Annotated in this window: 5 protein-coding genes and 2 pseudogenes; 3 read left to right on the forward strand and 4 right to left on the reverse strand. The window is 67.9% G+C overall.

Annotation, left to right across the window (positions count from 1 at the left end; genetic code table 11):
• Nucleotides 1–362: 362 nt before the first annotated feature.
• The 4 genes and pseudogenes from IG74_RS0143910 to IG74_RS54950 all read right to left on the reverse strand — a co-directional run.
• Nucleotides 363–590: pseudogene (locus IG74_RS0143910) on the reverse strand (transposase); the annotation flags it as partial.
• 41 nt (nucleotides 591–631) lie between these two features.
• Nucleotides 632–832, reverse strand: a complete 201-nt coding sequence (locus tag IG74_RS51695) for a hypothetical protein (RefSeq protein WP_107059173.1) — start codon at nucleotides 830–832, stop codon at nucleotides 632–634.
• Between the two features lie 91 nt (nucleotides 833–923).
• Entirely contained in the window at nucleotides 924–1,511 is a 588-nt protein-coding gene (locus IG74_RS53985) for an ISAs1 family transposase (protein ID WP_234334669.1), read from the reverse strand.
• A gap of 64 nt (nucleotides 1,512–1,575) precedes the next feature.
• Nucleotides 1,576–1,773, reverse strand: a pseudogene (locus tag IG74_RS54950) (transposase family protein); the annotation flags it as partial.
• A 1,075-nt stretch (nucleotides 1,774–2,848) separates the two neighbouring features.
• Here IG74_RS54950 and IG74_RS0143920 point away from each other — a divergent pair.
• From IG74_RS0143920 to IG74_RS50550, 3 genes are all read left to right on the forward strand, one after another.
• The gene (locus tag IG74_RS0143920) at nucleotides 2,849–3,295 is read left to right on the forward strand and encodes a hypothetical protein (RefSeq protein WP_030689271.1); all 447 of its coding nucleotides are present in this window, start codon (nucleotides 2,849–2,851) and stop codon (nucleotides 3,293–3,295) included.
• Between the two features lie 47 nt (nucleotides 3,296–3,342).
• Nucleotides 3,343–4,182: a transposase family protein gene (locus IG74_RS0143925; protein ID WP_030689272.1), complete on the forward strand. Its 840-nt coding sequence runs from the start codon at nucleotides 3,343–3,345 to the stop codon at nucleotides 4,180–4,182.
• A 91-nt stretch (nucleotides 4,183–4,273) separates the two neighbouring features.
• A partial coding sequence (locus tag IG74_RS50550) for a transposase (RefSeq protein WP_199818986.1) occupies nucleotides 4,274–4,479 on the forward strand: 206 nt, incomplete at its 3' end.

The following is a 4,479-nucleotide window of genomic DNA, read 5'->3' on the forward strand; positions in this document are numbered from 1 at the left end:
GCTCAGCGACCGGCTCCTCGACGGCCTCGTGCTCGGTGATGGTCTCACTCATCAGGCGTCTCCTTGATCATCGGATCCGCCGTCTATTGGACACTCCCGCGCCGCTACTCAGCTTGAATCCGTGATGTCGGGGCTGGGGTGACGGGTTGTGATCCCTGGGGTACGACCGCAGCATGGGGTATGCGCAGGGTGGTGGGCTGATGCCTGCTGAGCAGGAGAAGCGGGAGGCCGTGCGGCTGGGGGCCGCCTAGTAGGGCTTGGTCAGGTTGGTGCGGGGGCGGGGATGTCGCGGTGACAGGTGGGGCAGGCGCCGGTCCAGAGTGCGAGGAGGAACTGCATTTCGCAGACGACTCGGTAGAGGATCAGGCCAGCGCCGTCCCTTTTGGGGAGCGGGTCAGCCGCTGCAGGGTGCAGAAGGCGTGGGCGACCGAGACGAGGGTGACGTGGTGGTGCCAGCCGGGCCAGGTGCGGCCTTCGAAGTGGGCCAGGCCCAGGGCCTGTTTCATCTCGCGGTAGTCGTTCTCGATGCGCCAGCGGAGTTTCGCGGTGCGGACCAGGACGGGCAGCGGGGTGTGCTCGGGCAGGTTGGCAGGGTTGTTCCAAAGTCCTGGTGGTCATGTGGTGTTGCTGGTCAGGGCAGTGTGATCAAGTCCAGTGGACGGGTGAGGGGTGTGTAGGAGGCCTCGCGCAGGCCGGCGGCGATGCTGTGGTGCCCGGCGGCGCGCAGGGTGCTGATCGCGAAGCTGCGCAGCGTGGCCATGTTCTCCGGTCCGTGCCCGGTGCGGATCTTCGAGGCGTCCTCGCTGGACGCGGTGTCTCTGACGTGGTGCACGGCCTCGATGCCCCATTGCGCGCGGGCGAGTTGGCCGATGGCCTGGGGAGATGCCGCACGCGCCGGCAGGTCGGTGATGGCGTAGACGGTCTCACGTGATCTTGCCGGTCTTGAGGTCGGTGCGGTGCCGGTGGATCTTCGCGGCCTGCGCTACCTGCGGGAAGTCCAGCCCGAGACCGGTGACGGTGAGCGTGCGGACCGAGCGGGTCTCACGCCGCCCGTTCCCCCCTTCGCGGTCGTAGCGGCGGGCGGTCACCTCCTTCCACGGCAGCGAGCGCGACGCGCTGTGCAGCATCGGCTGGTTCCGCTTGACCATGAGCAGGTAGTGCGCCTTCTTCGTCTCCACCAGCCACCTGGCGTGGTCACGGTGGGTGTGCAGGGCGTCGGCGGTCACCACGACAGCGGCCGGGTCGAAGGGGGACAGCAGCTTCGTGAAGCCGGTGACCTCGGTGGTCTTGTCCGGCACCCGCAGCTGGCTGACGGTGCGTCCGCCTTCCAGGACGGCGGGGAGCAGGTGGGCGGCCGGGCCGGTGTCCGTGCGCGAGCCACGGGCCACCTTGCCGTCCACGGCCAGGTGCCGGCTGCCCGCGGGGTCGCATCCGAGCAGGTCGGCAAGCCCGCCGGGACATACGAGGGCCAGGAGGCGGCGGATGGTGGAGCTCGACGGTGCGCGGCGCACGCCCAGTGGGCCGACGGCGCGACGCCGAGGCGGGCGAGTGCATCCAGGGGCGCGTGGCCCACTGGCCCACGGCCAGATAGGAGCGAGCCCCGGCCAGCACCGCGCAGCAGGCGGTGATCAGGACCGATACCAGCGAAGGGCGCCGTCCCCGCCGATCTCGCGGATCGCGGAGAACGGCCAGCCGTTCGGCCACACCGTTCACACCGCGCTGGGCGGCGGTGGGCGACTTGGTCAGGCAGACCGTGGCAGACTGGCGGCACATCGAAGCTCCGCACGGGCAGGGCGACTTGGCAAGGCCACCCCGTCAACGGGAGCTTCGTTGTGTTCGTGACGGCCTTCTGCCGGATCGCCACACCTCAGCGACCTGCACGTTTCCACGACCCCAGGACTTTGAATCAACTCTGCCTCGGGCAATGCATGGTGCGTAGAAAACACCAGCGCAACGACCAGGAGCCTCGTCTTGTCACACCACCCCTCTGGCCTGCCCTTTTCACCCCGCAGAGACAGGATGAAAACGGCTCAGCGCATCTTTCTTTAATGCTGGGAATTTAAATTCTATCGGCAGGCGCATTACTCGAGCTGAGAATTCTGACGGGTACGAACTTTGCATTGACGCCATTCAGAATATCTGCTCTCACTTCAGGTGAGAGGTTATCAGTTGGCACGAGAAGCCCGAACGCTCCCACCTGCTGTCCGTGCGAGTCAATGATGGGAAGCTTCGTGGGGATGTGTGCGCCGCCCGTGAGAACTAGAGTAGGATGCCCATTCGTATAATGGATGGACAGGGTACTCCTTTCCTCAGGCGGCACTTGTTCGTTGGGGACGAAAATAAGCCCTGTAGCCTCGGAGGGGGCATCTTTAGTGGCCACGCTCGATCTCCTTGTGGATCAGGCCTCTTACGTGAAGTCATGCGCCGTATCGACAGGTTGGAGCTCGCACTATGACTGTCCAAGCCGACACGCAAACATGCCCGGTGTCACCCATTCGAGGGTCTGTAACGCTTTCGGTGTAACTGATGTGGTTTCTGGTTCAGTTGTGGGCTGCTGAGAGGCGTCCGTCGAAGGCGATGTCGAACGCCTGGAGGGCTCGCTTCCAGCGGGTGGTCCACCGCTTGCGGCCCTTCCCAGTGAGCGGTGTGCATCGTGGAATCGCAGGTCGCGGGTCTGGTGTGAATGGGGAGTGGGGTACTCAGGCCGGTCGGCGGCCGATGACCTTGGTGTAGATCATCGGGCGGATCTGGTTCCGGTGGGATGCCGGGTTCGGCTGCGCCCGCGACCTGCTCCCGCCTACGATCCCTCGGCAGGTCGGCACGCCACGAGAGCGCGGGAGGGCCCGGGATGCAGGAACGGCAGTGGATCACCGCTCGCCGGAGCGAACTGGACGCCCTTGCCGAGGAGTTGACCAAGCAGCTTCAGGAGGTTCAGGTCGAGCGGGACGAACTGGCGATCGCGGAGCGGGTGTTGAACCGCCTGGCCGAGCAGGTTCAGGCCGACGCCGAGGCTGTCGCTCCGGTATCGGCGAAGGTGGCCGGGCGGGCAGCGCTGCTCATCCCGCACCGCGGCGACGCGGCCGACGAGGGGGCGCTGCCCGGCGACTACCGCAAGATCCTGGCGATCGTGCGGGAGGCCGACGGCCCGGTGCAGGTCAGGGCGGTCGGCGAGCGGCTGGGCCTGGACGCTTCGGTGCGCGGCAAGCTGGAGCCGCTGCGGGCGAAGATGACCAAGCTTGCCGACCGCGGCTGGCTGCACAAGCGGGGCGACGGGCGGTTCACCGCACGTCCGTGACCGCGCGGGCCGTAACGGGCAGGCCCCCGGCGGCAGTTGAGTTTGGCGTGAAGAAAAACAACGGTCTCGCCGAGGGCCCTGACGGCCTTGTTCACACCGCCCGCCTGCCGCTGTCGAGCGCGACCTTGAACTATCTCGCCGGCCTGATACGCGGCCGCCTGAAGAAGATCGGCTCCCGGTGGCGGGCCCTGCCCGCCGGAAAGATCGCCGGTATCGTGCTGGCGGTGCTGCGCTGTGACCAGCGGCCCGGCGATCTGGCCGGCGGAAACGGGGTGCACCGCACCACCGTGAGCCGGTGGGTGCGCGAGGCCGTCGGCCTGCTGGCCGGCCGCGCCCCGCGCCTGGACCGAGCGTTGAAGAAGATCGCCCGAAAGGGCGGCGGCGTGGTCCTGCTGGACGGCTCCCTGATACGCACCCGCCGACGCACCGGGACGGACAACCGGCTGAACTACTCGGGCAAGCACAAATGCCATGGCCTGCTCGTGATCGCGCTCACCGACGACCGCGGCCGACTGGTGTGGATCTCCGCGGTGCGGCCCGGACGCACTTCCGAGATCACCACCTGCCGCCACGACAAGCTCACCGCCCACCTGCGGGCCGCCGGGCTCGGCGCCATCGCCGACCTGGGGTTCGTCGGCCTCGACGACGGTCCTCCTGACGCCGACCCGGCGGTGATCTGCGGCTACAAGGCGGCCCGGAGCCGGCCCCTGACCCGCGGCCAGAAGCTGTCCAACAAGGCACTGGCCGCGGTGCGGGCCCCGGTCGAGCACGGCTTCGCCCATCTCAAGAACTGGCGCGTCCTCGCCAAGGTCCGCACCGACCCGAAGTGGGCGACCGCACTGGTCAGAGCCCTGCTCGTGCTGACGGGCCGGGAAGTCACCCGCTGACGGATGACCTTGTCACCAGACTATCGCCCCAGACCTGCCCGGGCCGCCCGACGCCTACGCACACCAGACCATCTGACGTGCAGTTTCCACGATGCACCGGGCTCACTGCACCCGATCGCCCGTCAACGCCCGGTCCCTGACCTTCCGCCCCCGCCCGCAGTTCGAGGCCCAACAACGGCTGCGCGCCGAACAGGCCACCGCCGCCTGGCGGGAGCAGTACGCCCTGCGCTCGGGAATCGAGGGCACCATGTCCCAGGCATCCCGACGCTGCGACGTCCACCAACACCCCACTCGGGG

This window comes from Streptomyces sp. NRRL B-1347, assembly GCF_000720325.1.
Taxonomy (GTDB): Bacteria; Actinomycetota; Actinomycetes; order Streptomycetales; family Streptomycetaceae; genus Streptomyces.

Coding starts and splice junctions, on each gene's coding strand:
- IG74_RS0143920 (WP_030689271.1), top strand. CDS start 2,849: ATGCAGGAACGGCAGTGGATCACCGCTCGCCGGAGCGAACTGGACGCC.